Source organism: Rhodococcus sp. R1101 (assembly GCF_000278445.1).
GTDB lineage: Bacteria > Actinomycetota > Actinomycetes > Mycobacteriales > Mycobacteriaceae > Rhodococcus > Rhodococcus gordoniae.
Window position 1 is genome coordinate 1 of sequence record NZ_AJVB01000914.1, and the last position, 567, is coordinate 567.

The window sequence follows — 567 nt, forward strand, 5'->3', positions numbered from 1 at the left end:
AGCCGGCCTCGATCCGGCCGACGACGCCATCGTCACCGAGAAGGTGGAGAACAACCCCTTCTCCAACCTGCTCGTCGTGCGGGCCGAGAACGAGAACGACCCGGCCGTCACCGCCCTTGCCGAGGCTCTCGAATCGCCCGAGACGGCTGCCTGGATCGAGGAGACCTACTCCGGCGCCGTGCTTCCGGTTCACCCGACGAACTGATGATCGTCGTCGAGAACCTCGTCAAGACCTTCCCCGGAGCCGGGCGCTCCGGGGAGGTCGCGGCGCTGCGAGGGGTGTCGCTCGAGATCCCGGACGGCGAGATCTACGGCATCGTGGGCCCGTCCGGATCCGGCAAGTCCACCCTGTTGCGCTGCCTGAACCTGCTCGAGCGGCCCACCTCGGGACGGATCCTGCTCGGCAAGGACGATCTGTCGACGTTGTCCGGAGCCGATCTGCGTGCGGCCCGTCGCCGGATCGGGACGGTCTTCCAGCAGTTCAACCTGCTGCATTCGCGCACGGTGATCCGGAACGTGGAGTTCCCGCTCGAGGTAGCCGGGGTGAGCAAGGAGCAGCGACGGAAA

At 67.2% G+C, this 567-nt stretch carries 2 protein-coding genes; both read left to right on the plus strand.

Going from position 1 to position 567, the window contains the following annotated elements; translation table 11 throughout:
- Nucleotides 1-205, plus strand: a 205-nt coding sequence (locus R1101_RS28965) for a MetQ/NlpA family ABC transporter substrate-binding protein (RefSeq protein ID WP_037225384.1), incomplete at its 5' end; no start/stop codon positions are given.
- Nucleotides 205-567 (plus strand): ATP-binding cassette domain-containing protein (locus tag R1101_RS0125185; RefSeq protein WP_016935853.1); only part of this gene is annotated, 363 nt, incomplete at its 3' end. The genes R1101_RS28965 and R1101_RS0125185, both read left to right, overlap by 1 nt.